The organism is Psychrobacter sp. S1-30-MNA-CIBAN-0213 (genome assembly GCF_040309845.1).
Lineage (GTDB): Bacteria > Pseudomonadota > Gammaproteobacteria > Pseudomonadales > Moraxellaceae > Psychrobacter.
Genome location: NZ_JBEOPE010000003.1, coordinates 114,987 through 133,238 on the forward strand (window position 1 = coordinate 114,987; position 18,252 = coordinate 133,238).

The 18,252-nt window shown below is 41.4% G+C and carries 13 protein-coding genes; 9 read left to right on the top strand and 4 right to left on the bottom strand.

The window, feature by feature from the left end:
- Positions 1-123 precede the first annotated feature (123 nt).
- From pilG to AAEY87_RS03975, 9 genes are all read left to right on the top strand, one after another.
- Positions 124-504: a twitching motility response regulator PilG gene (pilG, locus tag AAEY87_RS03935; protein ID WP_058369474.1), complete on the top strand. Its 381-nt coding sequence runs from the start codon at positions 124-126 to the stop codon at positions 502-504.
- Between the two features lie 182 nt (positions 505-686).
- Positions 687-1,049 (top strand): response regulator, encoded by a 363-nt coding sequence (locus AAEY87_RS03940; protein WP_350656030.1) that lies wholly within the window; start codon positions 687-689, stop codon positions 1,047-1,049.
- Between the two features lie 3 nt (positions 1,050-1,052).
- Complete coding sequence (locus AAEY87_RS03945; protein WP_350656031.1) at positions 1,053-1,580, top strand: chemotaxis protein CheW; 528 nt, start codon at positions 1,053-1,055, stop codon at positions 1,578-1,580.
- A gap of 249 nt (positions 1,581-1,829) precedes the next feature.
- Positions 1,830-3,938, top strand: a complete 2,109-nt coding sequence (locus tag AAEY87_RS03950; protein WP_350656032.1) for a methyl-accepting chemotaxis protein — start codon at positions 1,830-1,832, stop codon at positions 3,936-3,938.
- 120 nt (positions 3,939-4,058) lie between these two features.
- A complete protein-coding gene (locus AAEY87_RS03955) occupies positions 4,059-5,117 on the top strand; it encodes a CheR family methyltransferase (RefSeq protein ID WP_228138859.1) in 1,059 nt (352 codons plus the stop codon).
- Between the two features lie 18 nt (positions 5,118-5,135).
- Entirely contained in the window at positions 5,136-12,125 is a 6,990-nt protein-coding gene (locus AAEY87_RS03960; RefSeq protein ID WP_350656033.1) for an Hpt domain-containing protein, read from the top strand.
- Positions 12,115-13,134, top strand: coding sequence for a chemotaxis protein CheB (locus tag AAEY87_RS03965; RefSeq protein WP_350656034.1), 1,020 nt, complete (start codon positions 12,115-12,117; stop codon positions 13,132-13,134). The genes AAEY87_RS03960 and AAEY87_RS03965 overlap by 11 nt, the downstream gene beginning before the upstream one ends.
- Positions 13,131-13,676: a hypothetical protein gene (locus AAEY87_RS03970; protein WP_350656036.1), complete on the top strand. Its 546-nt coding sequence runs from the start codon at positions 13,131-13,133 to the stop codon at positions 13,674-13,676. Before AAEY87_RS03965 ends, AAEY87_RS03970 begins: the two co-directional genes overlap by 4 nt.
- Positions 13,677-13,863: 187 nt before the next feature.
- Entirely contained in the window at positions 13,864-14,391 is a 528-nt protein-coding gene (locus AAEY87_RS03975) for a cytochrome b (protein WP_350656037.1), read from the top strand.
- Positions 14,392-14,509: 118 nt separating this feature from the next.
- On the opposite strand, the gene minE is transcribed toward AAEY87_RS03975, so the two are convergent.
- The 4 genes from minE to AAEY87_RS03995 all read right to left on the bottom strand — a co-directional run bounded on the left by minE (position 14,510) and on the right by AAEY87_RS03995 (position 18,191).
- On the bottom strand, positions 14,510-14,800 hold the full coding sequence (minE, locus tag AAEY87_RS03980) for a cell division topological specificity factor MinE (RefSeq protein ID WP_068037739.1): 291 nt from the start codon (positions 14,798-14,800) through the stop codon (positions 14,510-14,512).
- Between the two features lie 2 nt (positions 14,801-14,802).
- Positions 14,803-15,615 (bottom strand): septum site-determining protein MinD, encoded by an 813-nt coding sequence (gene minD / locus AAEY87_RS03985; protein WP_068037737.1) that lies wholly within the window; start codon positions 15,613-15,615, stop codon positions 14,803-14,805.
- A gap of 442 nt (positions 15,616-16,057) precedes the next feature.
- Positions 16,058-16,882, bottom strand: a complete 825-nt coding sequence (gene minC, locus AAEY87_RS03990) for a septum site-determining protein MinC (RefSeq protein ID WP_350656038.1) — start codon at positions 16,880-16,882, stop codon at positions 16,058-16,060.
- A gap of 217 nt (positions 16,883-17,099) precedes the next feature.
- Complete coding sequence (locus tag AAEY87_RS03995) at positions 17,100-18,191, bottom strand: hypothetical protein (protein WP_227514067.1); 1,092 nt, start codon at positions 18,189-18,191, stop codon at positions 17,100-17,102.
- Positions 18,192-18,252: the final 61 nt, after the last annotated feature.

An 18,252-nucleotide genomic window follows, 5' to 3' on the forward strand; every position in this document is an offset into this window, starting at 1 on the left:
GATCAGAAGTTGGCTTCATTAGATAAGAAAAGTGCTTACCGCAGCTACCGTTAAAGTAAGTGTTTATCGAATAGTAAGTAACAACCATGTCAAGAATAAATATTTATTCATAGGAAAGTAATAATGGAAAATAATTTTGAAGGGTTAAAGGTCATGGTTATTGATGACTCAAAAACCATTCGTCGTACCGCTGAGACTTTATTGCAAAAAGCTGGCTGTGAAGTCGTTACTGCAATTGATGGCTTTGATGCACTCGCAAAGATTGTGGATAATAATCCTGACATAATTTTTGTCGATATTATGATGCCACGCCTTGATGGTTATCAGACCTGCGCATTGATCAAAAATAACCCTGATTATGCAAGTACACCGGTGATCATGTTGTCCTCAAAAGATGGACTGTTTGATAAAGCACGAGGCCGTATTGTTGGTTCTGATGAGTATCTTACTAAGCCTTTTAGTAAAGATGAGCTATTTGAGACGATTAATCAATATCGCTCGTAATTAACGACTCTGAACTAGTATAAAAAACTATCGATATTAAATACATAAGAACCAACAATGGCTAGTAGATAGTGACAGCTTGATTAGATGGTTTTTGAAAAATCGAAATATATCACTTGCTACATTATTTAGTTGGTTCCAACTTGTCCTGACGGATAACCTTGACAATAAAAGGAATAACCATGACAACTGTGTTGGTCATAGATGATTCGCCATCTGAAATGGCAAAGTTTCGCGACATACTGACGAAAAATAACTTTCAAATATTAGAAGCGACTAATGGCGAAAAAGGCTGTTTAATGGCTGCTGAACACTTGCCAGATGTGGTGTTGATGGATGTAGTTATGCCTGAAATGAATGGTTTTCAAGCGACTCGTAAAATCACACGCGGTAAGACAACTTCTCATATTCCTGTCGTAATTATAAGTACTAAGAATCAAGAAACTGATCGAGTTTGGGGTAAGCGTCAAGGTGCTAAAGAATATTTAACCAAGCCGGTTGATGAAGCTGAACTTGTACGCGTTATCCGTACAGTAACGGAGTAAATTGTGGCTTCTAAAGGATTTATCGAGCTTTTACGCTTAGCTGATCTGGCCCGTGCACGCAGCAGTGGTCGTCAAGGTGGTCAAGTATATGACTGGCGTGGCATAGTTTTTGAGGTTGGTGGACAGCGTTTGGTCGCTCCAATGGGTGAGGTATCTGAAGTGCTGGCCATGCCAGAATATACCAGTATGCCATTGGTACAACCTTGGATGCTAGGCATTGCTAACGTCCGAGGACGTCTACTGCCAATAACGGACTTGGCGCAATTCTTGCAAATCCCTAGTCAGCAGCAAAAGAGTCAACGTAAAGTGATAGTTATAGATCACAGCTCAGTATTTTCGGGTTTATTAGTCGATAGAGTCATTGGTATCGAACAGTTTACTCGTAGCCAGTATCGTGCTGAGGCTATCGATAGTAGCTCACCGTTTGCTCCTTACAACCATGGTAAATTCTTTAAAGACAGTCAAGATTGGTATGTTTTTATGCCAAGCATGCTGGCACGAGACCTAGACTATATTGATGCTGCAATATAAATAAATATTGTAGATAGCAATAATCACTTGATATTTGCTACTAAATTTATAGAGCTTAACAAGAGCCAAATAAGGTAATAACGACTGACATACCAAGATGATATGTCAGCATTGAGAAGGATTTTATTAATAGAAACCTTATTAATAAAAGTTTTGCCAATGACTAATAGAGAGCTGTCATTAGCTGATGATCATTAACAACGTCAGACATGATACGACTTAGACGACTGTTTGAAAGGAATGAGCACAATGAGTGATGTTACAAAAAGCCCTGCAACTGGTGCCAATCAAAAAGTACCAGCTATCAAAAATTCTAATAGCATATGGAAGGTTTTATTAGGGGTTTTTACCTTAGTGAGTGTGGCCTGCTTGGTTTTGCTAATCAATACGCTATCAACAGTAAGTAACTACTTAAGTGACATCAACCAATTAGAAGTCAGTGCAGCTAATATTGTGCAAAACGTCAATGATGCAACTTTTTCGCGCGACTCTGATGTGAGCACTAGTGCTTATGATTCTTTACAAAACGACGTTCAACGTTATCAAGCGGCATTGACCTCAGCACAACAAAATGCCACTGATAACAAGTCTGTCTTTGGTGACCTTGAGACCGAATGGCGAGCTAATAAAGAAAAGGTCGACTATGTACTAAGTCACCGTAATGATGTAAATGCACTACAAGACTTAAAAGACAACGTCGCTACAGCTACCAAGCAGATGCAAGATGACTATAGCCAAGTTATAGAGCAAGCAGTCGCAGCCAATATACCTGTTGCTGCCATCAGTGATATGCAGACTCAAACCTTACGTGCTGAGCGTTTGTATACTGAGATGGATAAACTGACTCGTAGTATTGACGGTACGCCAGCGGAATTTTCGGAGCAAGCAGAGGTATTTGCCCAAACATTAAATGCGCAACAGCAAAGCTATGGTGGTTTATTGCCAGCATTGCAAAACATATCTGATACTTTCAATAGTGCAGTTGCTCCTGTGGCAGCAGAGCTTGCAGCGTTGAATAGCCCAGCTATTGAGTCGCGTGAAAATGCCCGTGCATTAGGAGAGCTTGCGACCAATACTCAGGCACGATTGGCAGGTATTGATCGCGATATTTTGACCCGTACCGGTGTAATGTGGCCTGCTATTATATTTCTGTTAGGTCTGCTTGGCGTAATATACACATTATCGCAACTGTTAAAACAGCACGGTGGTACAGAGCGAATATTAATCGAAAAAGAAACACTTCGCCGTCGTCAAGAAGCAGAAACTGAATCTGAGCGTGCGCGTCAGATCCAAGAAGAAAACGAACGTAACCAGATGGCTATTTTACGCCTACTTGATGAGTTAGGTGACTTAGCTGAAGGTGATCTAACCGTTAATGCGACAGTATCTGAAGATTTCACTGGTGCTATCGCGGATTCAGTAAACTTCGCAATTGACCAATTGCGCCAGTTGGTATTAGTGATTAACAGTACAGCTGAACGAGTTTCTCAGTCTTCTGGACAGACTCAGATGAATGCGGTTGAACTTGCTGAAGCTTCTGAGCATCAAGCACAAGAGATTGCTAGTGTATCTGCTGCGATTAATGAGATGGCAATATCAATTGATCAAGTATCGACGAATGCGACGGAGTCTGCATCAGTTGCCCAGCGCTCAGTTGCTATTGCTTATAACGGCGCAGACGTAGTACAGCGTTCAATCGAAGGTATGAACGTTATTCGTGATCAGATTCAAGAAACCTCAAAACGTATCAAACGTCTGGGTGAATCTTCGCAAGAGATTGGCGATATTGTAAGTCTAATCAACGATATTGCTGACCAGACCAACGTCTTGGCATTGAACGCGGCTATCCAGGCTTCAATGGCTGGTGATGCTGGTCGTGGTTTTGCGGTTGTTGCTGATGAAGTTCAGCGTCTAGCTGAGCGTTCAGCTAATGCAACCAAGCAGATTGAAACTCTGGTTAAGACCATTCAGGCGGATACTAGTGAAGCAGTCATGTCGATGGAAACGACAACTTCGGAAGTTGTGCGCGGAGCACGCCTAGCAAAAGATGCTGGCGAAGCACTAGAAGAAGTGCAAAGCGTCTCTAATACTTTGGCTGATCTAATCCAAAACATCTCAAACGCAGCGCAGCAACAGGCAGAATCTGCTGGTCATATTTCTAATGCAATGAATATTATTCAAGATATTACCTCGCAAACCTCGTCAGGAACGATGGCAACTGCACGTTCAGTTGGTGAGTTGAGTGAAATGGCCGCTGCTCTACAAGAGTCAGTAACGGGCTTTAAGATATCGAATGATGACAAACAAGTCCATGATTACGAAGAAGATTTTCAAGATCACACTTCTGCAATGGCGTAGATAAAGCCAAATAGCGCTTAACTCATCTAACGCTGGCACTGCTCTTTAGCACTGTATTATATTGATGGCTTAATAAACTATGCTGATCTGTAAAACATCAAGCAAAAGACTGTGCCAACCATGATGAAAAATATATTCATAAAACGTAAAGTTAATAGTTTAGAGCTCAATAATTTTCAAAGCAGCGATTCAAAGGATAGAGAGCCGACTGTTTTTCGCTTAAAAGATAAGCCAGTTGCAGTACGTCAATGGCAGCGCTATATCGAACAAGCGATTGGTTTTGTATTACCGAAAGAGCAGTCTCAATGGTTGCTGAATGCAGTTGAGCATACGGCAGCAGAGAATATGTTGTCATTAGCACAGCTTTGGGATGCTGTACAGATAGACAAAAGATTAAAACAGCAGTTGATTGATACGGTACTTATTCCTGAAAGTCGATTTTTTCGTCATGAACCTTCAATAGCGTTTGTGACAGCGTTGGCACATCAGTACTGTATTCAGCCACTACAGAGCACTATTCAAGGTCATTCTAACAATAGTGTCGATAGTAGTAGTGCTGAGCCATTTCGTATATGGAGTGTCGGCTGTGCTACAGGACAAGAAGTATGGTCGTTAGCTATGAGCTTAGCTGCTAAAAACATATCAAACCATAAAATATTAGGATCAGATGTCAGTCAGAAAGCATTAAACAAAGCACGTAAAGGTCAATATGACCAGCGGCAACAGCAGCTCATTCCGTCAGCGTATCAGCATTTTATGCAACCGCTAGCAATAACTGCCCAAGATGGTACGCAGGCTATACGCCAAAGCCAAGCGTCCCTAACAGACCAAGCATTACCTGTATCGCCTAAATTAATCCTTGATAGATTGCTACCTAGCAAAACCTCAGCATATTGGCGAGTGATGCCAGAATTGCATGAACAAGTCAGCTTTGTCTGGCACAATATTTTTACCCCAAGCCTAGCAACCTCACATCTGCAGCAAGTCATTTTGTGTCAAAACGTGTTGATATATTTTCGACAGTTTGATCAGCGTGATATTTTGACGCGATTGTCTGCACAGTGTGCGCTAGGTGGCCATATCGTATTGGCTCCAGGAGAGGCGCTGTTTTGGCGACCTTCAAATATGCGCCGCATTGCCCATTCACAGGTTAATGCGTGGCAAAAAATCAGTGCATAAACGAGTTAGGATAATCCTATGAAAAACCAGCCAAATGAAATGGTGACGCTAGAATGGCTTCTCCCACTTTTTGATCAGCAGTTATCAGAAGTGTCTGAGGACTGGCAGTTAGATACTTATCCTGACTTTGAACGTATAGGACAGCATTATCACGAGCTTAGCGGCGCATTGACGATGGCTAATCTTCCTCGGCTGGCTACTTTATCGGCAAGACTTAACCTATTCGTATCTAGTATAAGTAGTGGCACGCTATTAAATGTTCAACAGCATCGAATAGGGCAGTTTGCTCACCAGCTATTGCGATATGAGCTGGCTCAATACGTTCAGACAGGTAGCTATAGAAGCGCTCTTATTGATAGAACTATTGATAAACTTACTCAGATGTTGCCGCAAACACATGTGCCAGCAGAAGATAGCGTGACCTTGAAAAGCACATCGGCTACTAATAAACACAGCGCTCATCCTCAAACCATCAACGTGGCTATTCCTAAGGTTTCAACATCAAGTGCTTCTTTCTTATCTCCTTTGTTACCTGAGCAATACAAGCAATTGTTATTGGCATGGCGTCAGCAAGTTCAACAGTTATTAACTTTCAATAACAATGATTCAGCTATCCTACTAAGTTTGAAAAAAGTCAGTCATTACTTATGGCAAGCTGCCAGCCTAAAGCATACAAACAATGCCGAGGCTCAGCAGCGTTTGTGGTTTTTGGCTGAGCTTTGGTTAAGCAACCTTGCGGATAACTCATTACCACTACCTGCAACTTATGCACAGCTGTTATCACAGTTAGATGAGGTATTGGATGGACGTTATCAGGAAGCTATCCTGATGACAGCTAATATAAATGCTAATAAAGATACCAGTAATGATGTTATCGAAGGCTTAATAGCTGATATTTATATACAAATCAGTGGCCTTGAACATATTGATAAGCAAACACATAGCACCTTAAGTCATTTATCACAATCTACTGAGTCTACATTACGTTTTTTACCGCGCATATTGGCTGAGCTTGAGTCCATAATTTCTAGGCTTGATAATCCACAGACAGTTATTATTCCATTACAGCAACTCCAAAGACAACTTGAGTGCCGAGGCTGGTCTCGATACGAGTCACAAGTGAATCAAGTTTTGAGTGATATCAAAGATAATATGATGTCAGCGTCAGTATTTGCAGAGATACAGTCGCAGATTGAACGTCAACTTCAAGAATTATACAGTGCTATCTATAATACTGAACAGTCTATCCATACTAAAATTGGCGATGCAGCTTCTTTCGTAACGATAACCACTTCTTCTGATAGTACGGTTATGGGCGCAGATGCTATACATTCTGTCACCTTTACTGATGATAATTTGCGCCAGCTGCGTATTGCAGTCGAAGACGTAAAGTACAATTTCAATGACTATGTGCATCAGCAGCAAACTTACCTGTTACCAACATCAGCCGCTTTTGCTGAGATCGGCAGTGCTTTTGAAGAAATGGGTCTTTCTTCAATGCGCGAAGTTAGTGACAAACTTGGCGAGCTATTCGCTAAGTTAGAAACTCATAAAATAAAAAGTATCAGCTGGAATCTCACTCAAGCTTTAGCAGAGAGTGTGACGGCTATCGAGCTGTTGTTAGATTACTTAGCGCAGCAAGTATTTGATCGATCTTTATTGCAGCAGGCTAATGAATACGTAGAGCAAGCACAAAAATTATTGGATGACTTAATAGCAGCGCCCGAGGCGATCACGCAGACTTATAACCCTAGCGAGCTAATTTCGTCTGATGTCGTCCGCTATGATGACAGCGGTGAAATTGTGCCTGCTGATAACGTCCTAAATAAAAGTGTACTAACAGATGATACTGTTGCTCAAATAGACACTACGTATGTAACGGATACAATGAGCTTAGACAGTAAAGAGTTGCAAGCTGCCCGTACACAAGTGAAACCTGATAACTTTGAGATGGATGAAGAGATTCGCGACATTTTCATCGAAGAAGCAAGAGAAGTACTGGCTGATTTGGAAGATTTCTTACCTATCTGGCAACAAGATGTACAAGATTTATCACCATTAACTGAAGTGCGCCGAGGTTTTCATACGTTGAAAGGATCGGGACGTATGGTTGGCGCTTTTAGTGTGAGTGAAATGGCATGGGCAATTGAAAATCTGCTAAACCGAGTCTTAGACAAAACCTTACCAGTGACTACAGATATGGTTACATTGGTAACCCAGACTACCACACGCTTATCAGTGTTAGTTACAGATTTTACAGCACTACAAGAGCCCAGTATGGATCCTGCCATTACTATTTTACAAACGAGTAATTTACTAGCAGGACAGCCTTTATCTTATGGTATGGATATATCTACAGAACCAGACTCGTCAGCATTGACTCATTTAAAAGAAGCACCGCTCGAATCAACTGGTGAGCAAAATACGGCAAATATCTATATTGATTCGGCAACTGATTTTAGTTCTGAATCTCATGCAACTGCAGCAAGCAATTCTACGCAAGTCGCCAATTTAAATATTCCTGCAGTCCTTGAGCCTTTTATACAACAAGCACAACAGTTACCTATCGACTCTCAAGATAGTGATCCGGATATCAAAGAGATCTTTATTGAAGAAGCAGAAGAGGTGTTAGCTGAGATTACACCAATATACGAGCAATGGCGTAATGCAACTTCTGACTTAACTGAGTTGAAAGAAGTGCGTCGAGGTTTTCATACCTTAAAAGGCTCAGGACGCATGGTTGGTGCGTACTATACTGGTGAGCTTGCATGGTCTATCGAAGACATGCTTAATCGTATTTTAGACCATACTATTTCAGTGTCTGCAGATATTGTACAGCTTATAGCTGATGTTCTAGCTAGCTATCCGGACTTGGTTAAGACGTTCGCTAATAATAATGAGAGCCATAACGAGGATTATCCAACGATAGTGCCGTTATGGGTAGCATGTGCCAATGCTTATAGTAAGCAGCATGGTGATAAATTTAGCTATGATAGCTTACGTAAAGGATGGTTAGACGCAGATAGCCAAGCTAGTGCCTGCGTAATCAACAGTGATTCCAGTAATAGCAGCGATGACATGAGTAACGATGACAATGATGGCATGTTAGAGACCATTCATTCTATTAATGAGATGATGGCAGATGCACCAGTAATTACAACGCCGCAGAGTGCTGAAGAACAAGCCTTCAATAAGATATTTGTTGAAGAGGCTCAGTCACTATTACAAGATATCAATAATTTTGTCAAAGCTCATAGTGATGCTGAGCATATAGAAGTCACTGATGAGATTGTACGCGCTTTCCATACTTTAAGAGCGGCTTCAGGTTCTAGTGCGCTTGCTGCTATTAGTGATATTAGTGCCACAATAGAACATAGCTTAGAGCAGCTACAAAACCATGATACGCCAATGAATGCTCAGCACTTGCAAGCATTGGGTCAATCAGTAGCATTAATCGAAGGGTATCTGAATGCTTATCAACAAAGTTTGCAGAAAAATCTGTCTGATGAGAGTCTGCGCAACAAGGAAGATTTAGCTTCTTTGCAAGCTATGTTAAGCGAGTCTGATGTGACACGCACACTAACAAACAATAAACTGAGTATTTCGCAGCTGTTAGAGACAGACGTTGACGCACTTTTAAATGCTGAGTGGGAGCTAGGTGAGGCGTTAAATAATGGAAATATTGAGCAGGTTCAGGATTACGTTCAGCAGCAACTCAAGCAAATTGAACAGCTAGCAAGTCAGACTGGAGACTCTCCCAAATTCACCTCATTACTAGCAGCTTTAGGTTCAGTGTACAGCTATCTTGATGGTAATCTTGAAGCGACTCACGATAAAAAAGTGCAGACAGCATTGTGTGCAGGTCATCGCCAGCTAGTAGGCTTGTTTGATGCGTTGGCAGGTAGCATGTCATTAAAAGTTGATCAGCAAATACTCAGCGATTTATATGCAATTGATACAATAGACGTTGAAGAACATTCTAATGCTTTAAATGATGTGGTTGCTCCCAACGAGATAGTTCTTGAAGATAGCGATGAGCCAACGGCGACTGTGCAAAGCATACAAGCAGATACGTTACAGCTTGAAGCAATCGATACCGATGTTGAGCTACTAGAAATATTCCTAGAGGAAGCACAAGAGCTAGATAGCGCTATTGCGCAGTCTTTTAGTAAGTGGCGCGCTGATAGTGCCAATACCGCAGCTTTAAAAGTATTACAACGCCACCTGCATACTATCAAAGGTGGCGCGCGTATGGCAGGTATTCGTAGTATCGGTGACCTAACACACGAAGCAGAAAGCATTTATGAAGCTTTTGTTGAACAACGGTTACACCCAACTGCCCAATGGCTAACTATTATGCAAATGGTACAAGATACCTTGTCCTTGCAGATTGATTACGTCGTGCGCTATCAAGAGGCATTTCACGCTGATGAGCTCATTAAACAGCTGCAACAGTTTGAGCGTAGTGAACAGCTACCGACAGCGATTACTCTAGTCTTGCCAGCACTTCAGAACCATGAGAATGATCATTTAGATAAGATAGAAAGCAGTCAAAAAGATGTCGAACAAGCCTCTGATATCCCTAGTCTTGATAGCATCATTGCAAACTCATGGACAGAAGGTTTGCCTGATCCTGATATTTTAGAAGTGTTTTTAGAAGAAGCGGACGAAATTGTTGCCAATAGTAATAAATATTTACAGCTATTTCTAAGTAACGTCAGTGACGTGGCTGCACTGCAAGCATTACAGCGAGATTTACATACCATTAAAGGCGGCGCACGTATGGTGGCGGCGAATGGTATTGCTGATCTAGCGCATGAGATGGAGACAGTATACGAAGAGCTGGCTATTCTTCGAAGACCAGCGACCAAAATGATTTCACAGTTGCTGACAGATTGTCATGACTGGCTGGCTGATGCCGTTTTCATCCTCAAGCAACAGGTTAACCCATCGACACCTGCAGCATTGATTTTGTCCCTACAGCAGTTTAGTAAGAATCCTGACGACTTAAAGCATATTCCTAGTGTATCGTTGCAAGCTCAGCGCAGTATGATTTTGGCTGCAAAAATGCTGCAACAGTCAGGGCATGTAGTCGAAAATCTGCATGAGATGCCATCTATGGCAGGTAGTTTTGCAGAGCAAGAACAAAGCACCAGCAATAACGAGATGATTCGTATTTCAGGCGGCTTGATCGAACATATGATTAACCTATCAGGTGAATCAGCGATTAACCGTGCTCGTATTGATATGGGTATGAGTAGCTTAACTAACAGTATTGAAGAGATGGGAACTACTGTCCAGCGCTTAGCCGATCAGTTACGTCGGATGGAGATTGAGCTTGAAGCACAAATCTTATCGCAGATTGATGATGATGAGTTGATTAATAATGAAGACTTTGACCCGCTAGAAATGGATCAATATTCATTGTTAAATCAGTTGTCCAAATCGCTGACAGAATCAGCATCTGACTTAATCGAAATTAATAACACTTTATTAGAGAAGACGCGTGATAGCGAAGGTCTATTGCTACAATTATCACGTACCCAGACTGAATTACAAGACGGGTTAATGAACTCGCGTATGGTGCCATTTACACGGGTGACACCACGTCTTGAGCGTATCGTGCGCCAAACTGCTAACGAACTTAATAAGTCGGTAGAGCTAACGATTATCAATGCTGATGACGAAATGGATAGAACCATTCTAGAGCGTATTACCTCACCTCTAGAGCATATGCTACGTAATGCGGTCGATCATGGCATTGAAAATACTCAAACTCGTCTAACAGCAGGTAAAGATCGTAGCGGTCATATTACTTTAGAGGTATTACGAGAGGGTAGTGAAGTCGTCATTAATCTTACTGACGATGGTCGCGGCATCAATGTCGACGCAGTAAAAGATAAAGCGATCGCTCAGGGTTTGATTGATCCAAATGATAATAGTCTGACCGACCTAGACATCATTCAATATATTTTCAACGCCGGTCTTACAACTACCCAGCAAGTCACTCAGATCTCAGGACGTGGGGTAGGAATGGATGTGGTTATTAGCGAGATTCGTCAGTTGGGCGGTATGGTCTCGGTAACGTCTGAAGCAGGTAAAGGATCGCGCTTCACCATACGTTTACCATTGACAGTTGCTGTCTCTGATGCCTTAGTAGTACGTGCAGCAGATCGCTATTATGCAATACCTCTAGTACAAATCGAGCGCGTCATACGTGTTAATCCAGAAAAGCTTTATGATTATTATGAATCTGGTGCTGCCACTTTACATATTGAAGATGAGGATTATCGGGTTCGTTATTTAAACGAAATCTTATCTGGCAGTAATCTTAATGAATTAATGGTCAGTACCAACACTAGCTTGCCGCTTATTGTCATCAAGAACCGTGCTGGTCAGAAACTGGCTCTGCAGGTTGATCAAATTGCAGGGTCTCGTATTGAGGTTGTGGTAAAACCACTTGGTCGCCAATTATCGCATTTGGCAGGCATCTCGGCGGCTACCATCATGGGTGATGGGTCAGTTATGCTAATCTTAGACCTTATTGCACTGATGCGTAACGCTCCAACGCAAAATGCGACTCAAGCATCGAAACCTGAACGTGGTGGAATAGAGTCACAAATCACAGTACTCGTGGTTGATGACTCGGTGACTGTGCGCAAAGTCACATCGCGCTTACTCGAACGTCAAGGTATCAACGTCGCTGTTGCTAAAGACGGGGTTGATGCCATCGATATTTTACAGGAGACTATACCTGATCTCATCTTATTAGATATCGAGATGCCGCGGATGGATGGTTTCGAAGTTGCAACGCAAGTAAGGTTTGATAAGCGTCTGCGAGATATACCGATTATCATGATCACCTCGCGTACGGGTGAAAAACATCGCGAACGGGCATTAGAGATTGGCGTAAATGATTACATGGGTAAGCCATTCCAAGAAACTGAACTATTAGACAGAATGCAGCTATTACTTGGTCAAAAGATAAGCTTGAGTCATGATGGATAAGACCCATTCATCTATCCTCAGTGATAAAGAAGATCTAGATATTAAAGTATTGGTGATTGCGGAGAGTCAACATCAGCGTTTGGCTTTCAACGATACTGTCCGCAGCTTGGGCTTTACTTTAATTGATTGTTTATCGCGGCAACAGTTACAAGATAAGCCCAAACTATACAGTGCTCAGGTTGATATTTGGTTGATTGATAGCGACTATGATAACAATATAGCCAGCGTTATTACTGCATCCAAATCCAGTGCGGTACTGGTAGGGTTTAGCCCAGCACCCTACCTAAACGAGATGCAACATTATGCAAAATGGCAGCGCAAGCTGAAGCGTAAATTAGCCAAACTACTTAACAAGCCGTCGTTGTTAGATAGTCCGGTGATTGACACCAATCCTCCGCCTTGGCGTTATGTAGTGTTCTTAGGAGCTTCTATGGGCGGCCCTAATGCGGTTAAGACGTTTTTAGATAACCTACCACCTTCGCTACCCATCTGCATTTTGCTAGCTCATCATTTTAATCATAAAATGATAGAGACTTTGCCTAGGATATTAAGTCGTCATAACGATTGGCGTTGCCAAGTAATTACGACTACTCAGCGTCTGCGGACAGGACACTGTTTAATTGCGCCAGTTGATCGGCAGATTGTATGTGACTCAGATGGTCGAGTCATATTGACAGAGCAAACATGGGCAGGAGAGTATAAGCCTGCTATTGGTCAGCTGCTCCAAAACACTAGTGACGTTTACGGTAGTGATCTTGTGAGCATTATATTTTCTGGCATGGGCAATGACGGCACACAGTACTTGGATTTAATTCAAGATAACAACAGTCAGCTATGGGCGCAGAATCCAAGCACGAGTACTTGTCCTAGCCAGCCGCAAGCCATTATCGACTCAGGTTATTGCCAATTCATAGGTAGTCCTGAACTATTAGCTCAAAGACTTACCAATTATATTGGTGAGATGACAGCGACTATTACTTCACCTTCATTTACTGTGAGCGACGTATGAACCCAATTATAAAACATTCATTTGAAGCTGTTAGTCTATTAACAACTGATAATGGAATGCTTGAGGTAACTATCATTCCTGCTGAAAACCAGCCAGACTGGATTATCCCAAGTAGTTTAATTTTAAGTATTGATGACTATAATGAGCTTGTATGGGCGTATCCATGGGAACAGCAAGAAATGGCAGTATTTCATTTGTTATCGCATGATAAGCCTATTGATAAAACTATCGTACTAGAGGGTAATACCATTGTTCATCGTTTTGCTCTACAGACAGCAGGTGATTTACGTCAGATGAAAGTCAGTATCTCAGATGTTAAAGATGCTAATTTACCTGAGCATTACGCACAGATTGCTATGAGCAATAGTAAGGATAATAGTAGTGTTGCTGATAGTATAGGAGATGAAAAAACAATAGACACGGCATTCAAAGAAAATGTTATTACATCTTATATGTTCCAAACAGTTACTATCAATGATGTGGCTTACTTGATACCAGATTTGGACAAAATTGCTCATCAACTAACCAATTTGGATGGTTAATTGAGATTTACTATACAACCGATATGATTAGTCACCTATTCAAGCATTGCAGATAACGTCATCATTTTATTGGAAATGTTAACATGCTTTACGAGAATGGTTGTTAAAAGTACGTTTTAAAGGTATTGTTTGAGCTATTTCTTAAAGTGATTTTAATAGGGCAGTAGTGTCCTGTATGGAATAGTCTATGAGTAATATCAATTCGAATGTGAAAAAGTGGTCAGTCAGTAGCCGCTTATTTCATTGGATTAGTGCGATTTTGTTGCTAGTGACATGGATAATGATGTTGCTATATAGGAATTTTGATAGCAGTCTATATATCGGACTGCACAAGGCCTTTGGGGTTAGCTTGCTTTTTTGGATGATTGCACGAGTTATCAACCGTGTATTTACTAAAGCACCGCCACCAGTACCAATGCCAAAATGGCAGTTGCTGATGTCACAGGTGTCACACGTTGTACTCTATGGACTGTTAATTGCAATGCCTTTTGTAGGCTTAATGATGTCTGTTTATGGTGGTCGACCTGTCGATATTTTCGGGCTGTTTGAAATCCCAGTATTTGTTACGCCAGATCGTAGTGCCGCACGCTTCTATAATGATTTACATACCGATATCATCTGGCCTATGATTATCGCGTTTACTCTAATCCATATTGGCGCTGCTCTATACCATCAGTTTGTGAAAAAGGATAATCTGATTTCACGTATGAAGTAGTGACTTATATCGAAATCGCCAATTACTTTTAAACGAGAAGCCCCCAGTATATTACTGAGGGCTTCTCGTTTAAGTCTGCATCGCCTTAGGGGCTACAGCTTATAGTAATCTGTCCAATTTACTTCTTGTGTTCGGGTAAACTAATATTCATCTCGAGAACATCAAGAGTATCCTCAGAGCGATGATTGATATTAACGTCGTCAATTTGTACGCCGTTAACATACTTATTAACCACTTCTAATATCTCACGCTTCATCTTTTCGATACGATCAGCAGTCAGTCGATTATTTAGTCGATTTTCACTAGCAACAATGACTTTAAGACGTTCGGTGGCCATATTGGCACTACCGGCGTTACTTTGATCGTCGGTACCAAACAGACTACTCCAAAATCCTTTTTTCTTACTCATTATTAACCCCCAAACCAGCGCTGTAATAGACTCTTCTTCTTCACGTCAATATGACGTAGCGGACGTTCTTCCCCTAAGAAACGGGCAACGATATCGTCATAGCATTGACCAGCGACCGAATCAGTATAATGAATTACCGGTTCACCGTGGTTCGATGCCTCAAGCACTGAGTGGCTTTCAGGGATAACACCAAGTAATGGCACTTTTAAAATATCGTTAGAGATGGTATCAATATCCATCATCTCATTAGCTGCTGCACGCTCAGCATTATAGCGAGTAATAATTAGGTGCTCACGTATAGAACCTTGGTTATCTTCTACCTTTTTGGTACGGCTTTGTAATATACCAATGATACGATCAGAGTCACGTACTGATGAGATTTCAGGGTTAGTAACAATGATAGCTTCATCAGCATGGTACATCGCTAGCTGTGCACCACGCTCAATACCAGCCGGAGAGTCACAAATGATATAGTCAAACTGCTTAGATAGCTCAGACATAACTTCAGCCACGCCTTCGTCTGTCAACGCATCTTTATCACGGGTCTGACTAGCAGGTAAAATATACAAATTCTCTAGCTGTTTGTCTTTGACTAACGCTTGCGATAGACGAGCGTTACCGTTAATTACGTCAACGAAGTCATATACGATGCGGTTTTCACAGCCCATAATCAAGTCTAGATTACGTAAGCCCACATCAAAATCGATAACAACCGTTTTATAGCCACGTAACGCTAAACCAGCGGCAAAAGAGGCACTAGTCGTAGTTTTGCCTACGCCGCCTTTACCTGAAGTGATTACAACAATCTTCGCCACAATGGCACACTCCTATAATTAAATGGGATATTCGATAGATAAAAATCGTTTAATAAACGTACATATAATACTTAATATTAGTGCTCGCAGCACAAGGTAAGATATGACTAAGCCTTTATAAGTAACTGCTTGTAAATAAAATAAGCAACTGTAATACGACTACTATCTGCGAGCGTAAGCCTAGCATAAATCAACAAAAATTTATAGTACGTCCAGAAGAAACGCTAAAAATCTATTAAGATAAATACTATTTTATATAATTATTTACTAATCTTGTAGATAGTGGCTGACTCACAGATTTATAGTAGGATAGTTTTGTTAAATTACCTTTCCCGAATATTAACGTATTATATTCAACAGTTTTTTTCTAATATTTAGAGCAGTAATCAACACTATTATTTATATTAGTCGCATCAACACTATCATAGTAGACAATCACTCGTTAGATATTCTCCATCACAGTAAATACCAGCCCTTCACCTTCTACAAAGCGTACTTGTACCGGCTTGTCGATAGTATTCTCAGGTAAATTATCACGCAGACAATAAGTGCCAGCCACAGATACTAATGATGGATTGAATACCTGACAAAATATACGAGCATCTTTGTCTCCAGTTGCCCCTGCGACTAGGCGACCTTGTGCACGGCCATAAACATGAAGGCTGTTATCGGTAATGGCTTCAGCCCCACTATTGACACTATTGGTCAATATTAAATCACCACCAACATGATTAATGGTTTGTCCTGAACGTAGCAACTGGTCATAAATCATACTGGTAATATGGTCACTACTTAATAGAGTTTCTGCAGGTACATCTATGATACTAGTGTCCGTCTGTGCTGCAGTATCGTCAGTGCTATTGTTCTTTTCAGCTTGAGCTTCTGCTGCTTCAGAGGTGGTTTGACTTAACTGAGTAACGGATTTTTTACTAGATACAATGCGCTCTATACGCTTGCCATCTGCTGGAAATATTGCCATTCTTTGCGCACGTGCTTGCTTATCAAGTAGGCCAGTTACTACACCGATAGGCTGTAGCCCCCATGACCATAGAAGCTCGATTAGAGCGGTTAAATCTTGCTCAATGCTACTGTCGATAAGGACGGGGATGTGACTGGTCTTATTGCTTAGCATACCCGCCAGATGAGCTTCAATAGCCGTTAGGTCGTCGGTACTCAGTTGCAAGCGTGAGAACGTCAGCATCTTTCCATAAAAGGTTATCGCAGGTTGGGATGTCATGTCTTGCTGGCCTGTATCCGAAATCGTCATAATGCAAATCCTTAAAAGATACTAATGTCGCTGCGATCACGGCGCAGTTATTATTATGGGTAGATCGTCAAAATATTGATTATCAATGAGCAGTGTACTAAGGGATGCTAGTGCTTAACAAGCCCCTAAGGACATAAAAATTGACATAAGAGCTGACATAAAATATAGCCAAACGTCTGTTAAGAGTAGCATGCACCTTCTATGCGCTTTATACGCCCTAAAAGTTAAGCATGTCCTGATGTTTCCACTGCTGTATTTTTATTTGCGCTTCAAATTCGTTCAAACTATCATTGATAATACTGGCAAGTAATGCTTCAAGAGCCGAATTGTTGACGTCAATACTTGCAATGCTATGAGCAATGGTTACCATCAATGCATCGATGCGCTCAGCATCTAGTAGTCGCTCGTTGAGAGAGTACACGACATTTTCGCCGATGTTATGCCCAATATGTTGTAATTGTGACTCAATTAAGCTACCTGCAATTGGAATCAGACGTAGGTAACGACGTAGCTCAGGAGTATTGGCAAGTCCATCTTGAATGGCGTTGCCAACTTCGTTCGCTATAAGCTTGCCGCCATCTGATTGACCTGCAAGCTTTTGGAGCTGTGGCACGAGCTCTTGACGTAATAATGATAACAACATAGCTTCAATCTGCTCACGATTACGATCTAGAGTCGATTTAATCAGCGATGTATGTACTTCAGAATCAGTAAGCTGCTGCCGAAAGTTATAAATGGTCGTTAAGATGACGCGGTCAGATAGCTCTTCTAATATGAGATCAATATAAAACTTAATGCGGTTAATCCAAGGCTGCGGTAATACTTGATAGCCAAGTTGATGCAAACGTCGACCGATAACCACCGCTCGAAATAGACGCAGTGCCCGCAGTTGTGGAAAACAACCAAGCACCTCATACCAATGTACAAACGGAAAGAAAAACCAGCGATAATAAACCTTTTGTTTGATAGCAATTGCCCAGCGCAAAAGCAGTTCAATAATCAAAAATATGGTAAAAAATCCACCCACAGTACGCAACGGATCATGCAGACTGGTCTGATACCAGCTAAGACCATCACTGATTGCTAACCATCCTGCCACATTGCTACTAAAGTTACTCATCAAAATTGCGTCTATACTAATAAATAGCAAATCAATACTGATAGCAATTAGCATCACGATATCGTAGGTCAGCTTAAGACGATTCGGCTGTGGACGTATAGGGTGCTGCGGTTCTAATGAGGAATTTTTTAGCTGATTGGGCAGCGGCTTCGTATCTGTAGCAGGATTGGCAGTAGTAGAGGCGGACACAGTCGTACCTTATTATCAATAAGTGGTTAGGTTGGAGCGACGATATTCGGTGCTTATAAAT

Coding starts and splice junctions, on each gene's coding strand:
- pilG (WP_058369474.1), top strand. CDS start 124: ATGGAAAATAATTTTGAAGGGTTAAAGGTCATGGTTATTGATGACTCA.
- AAEY87_RS03940 (WP_350656030.1), top strand. CDS start 687: ATGACAACTGTGTTGGTCATAGATGATTCGCCATCTGAAATGGCAAAG.
- AAEY87_RS03950 (WP_350656032.1), top strand. CDS start 1,830: ATGAGTGATGTTACAAAAAGCCCTGCAACTGGTGCCAATCAAAAAGTA.
- AAEY87_RS03955 (WP_228138859.1), top strand. CDS start 4,059: ATGATGAAAAATATATTCATAAAACGTAAAGTTAATAGTTTAGAGCTC.
- AAEY87_RS03960 (WP_350656033.1), top strand. CDS start 5,136: ATGAAAAACCAGCCAAATGAAATGGTGACGCTAGAATGGCTTCTCCCA.
- AAEY87_RS03965 (WP_350656034.1), top strand. CDS start 12,115: ATGATGGATAAGACCCATTCATCTATCCTCAGTGATAAAGAAGATCTA.
- AAEY87_RS03970 (WP_350656036.1), top strand. CDS start 13,131: ATGAACCCAATTATAAAACATTCATTTGAAGCTGTTAGTCTATTAACA.
- AAEY87_RS03975 (WP_350656037.1), top strand. CDS start 13,864: ATGAGTAATATCAATTCGAATGTGAAAAAGTGGTCAGTCAGTAGCCGC.
- minE (WP_068037739.1), bottom strand. CDS start 14,800: ATGAGTAAGAAAAAAGGATTTTGGAGTAGTCTGTTTGGTACCGACGAT.
- minC (WP_350656038.1), bottom strand. CDS start 16,882: ATGACGATTTCGGATACAGGCCAGCAAGACATGACATCCCAACCTGCG.